The sequence below is a fragment of the Aeromonas sp. S2(2024) genome (genome assembly GCF_041402505.1).
GTDB classification, from domain to species: domain Bacteria; phylum Pseudomonadota; class Gammaproteobacteria; order Enterobacterales; family Aeromonadaceae; genus Aeromonas; species Aeromonas media.
The window spans coordinates 1-1,486 of record NZ_JBGLRL010000050.1; the positions used below are offsets into that span (position 1 = coordinate 1).

General features: G+C 55.9%; 2 protein-coding genes. Both read right to left on the reverse strand.

The genetic code is table 11. The features are described 5' to 3' along the window. A partial coding sequence (locus tag ACB039_RS20860; protein ID WP_371166369.1) for a sugar nucleotidyltransferase occupies positions 1 to 440 on the reverse strand: 440 nt, incomplete at its 3' end. 123 nt (positions 441 to 563) lie between these two features. After that, positions 564 to 1,451: a dTDP-4-dehydrorhamnose reductase gene (gene rfbD, locus ACB039_RS20865; protein WP_371166370.1), complete on the reverse strand. Its 888-nt coding sequence runs from the start codon at positions 1,449 to 1,451 to the stop codon at positions 564 to 566. Positions 1,452 to 1,486 lie beyond the last annotated feature (35 nt).

Sequence of the window (1,486 nt, forward strand, 5' to 3'; positions counted from 1 at the left end):
CCATAGCGCTCTGGATCATGTACGTGATAGGCAAACACGGTGGCGCCATAAGGCTTGGCTGCGGCTGCCTCCAACTGTTTCTGCAGGTCGTGGCCATAGAAGATATTGTCACCCAGCACCAGGGCACAGGGGTCAGAGCCAATAAACTCTTCCCCCAGAACAAAGGCTTGTGCCAGGCCATCCGGGCTCGGTTGTACCTTGTATTGCAGATTCAAGCCCCACTGGCTGCCATCACCCAGCAACTGCTCAAAACGAGGGGTATCCTGCGGAGTACTGATGATCAAGATATCGCGGATCCCCGCCAGCATCAGAGTACTCAGCGGATAATAGATCATCGGCTTGTCATAGATGGGCAGCAACTGTTTGCTGACGGCCATGGTGACGGGATAGAGACGAGTGCCAGAGCCACCGGCCAGAATAATACCTTTACGTTTGTTCATAGTACTTGATTTCTTATCTTTGAATTATGTAACCCATCAAAGTGAGTGCGCTTGCATAACACTCATTTTGCGTTTTATCCCTACTGGAGCGTGAAACCGTATACCCACGCTATCTTTATTTTCTTATTTTCCGATGATCTCGGTCAGCATTCGCTCGACACCGACAGTCCAGTCCGGCAGGCGCAGATTGAAGGTGCGCTGGAACTTGGTGGTATCGAGTCGCGAGTTATGTGGACGTTTGGCCGGCGTTGGAAACGCGCTGGTCGGTACGGCATTGACGTGTGTGACCGCCAGTTCAACCCCGGCAGCCCTCGCTTTGGCAAACACCAGCTGGGCATAGTCAAACCAGGTCGTGGTGCCGGAGGCGATCAGATGGTAGAGCCCCGCCACCTCAGGTTTGGCTTGCGCCGTGCGGATCGCATGAGCGGTGCAATCGGCCAGCAGTTCGGCTCCGGTCGGAGCGCCAAATTGATCATGGATGACCGACATTTCACTGCGCTCCTTGCCAAAACGCAGCATGGTCTTGGCGAAGTTAGCGCCACGGGCGGCATAGACCCAGCTGGTGCGGAAGATAAGATGGTGAGCACAAAGCGCTGCTGCCTGTTCCCCAGCCAACTTGGTCTCCCCATAGACATTGAGCGGAGCTGTCTCATCGCTCTCGACCCAAGGACGTTCGCCACTGCCATCGAATACGTAATCGGTGGAGTAGTGCACCAGCCAGGCACCCAACACCTCAGCTTCTTTGGCAATCGCAGCCACGCTGGTGGCGTTGAGCAGTTCGGCGAATTCCCGCTCGCTTTCCGCCTTGTCGACGGCGGTGTGAGCCGCAGCATTGACAATCACATCCGGCTTGAGCAGGCGCACTGTGTCGGCTACCCCTGCCGGGTTGCTGAAATCACCACAATAATCGGTGGAATCGAAGTCGACGGCGGTGACTCGGCCCAACGGAGCGAGTGAGCGCTGCAACTCCCAGCCTACCTGGCCATTCTTGCCAAACAACAGGATATGCATCAGGCACGCTCCCCGTAGTTTTGCTCGATCCAGGA

Excerpts from the sequence above, each read along its gene's own strand:
- rfbD (WP_371166370.1), bottom strand. The coding sequence starts at position 1,451 with ATGCATATCCTGTTGTTTGGCAAGAATGGCCAGGTAGGCTGGGAGTTG.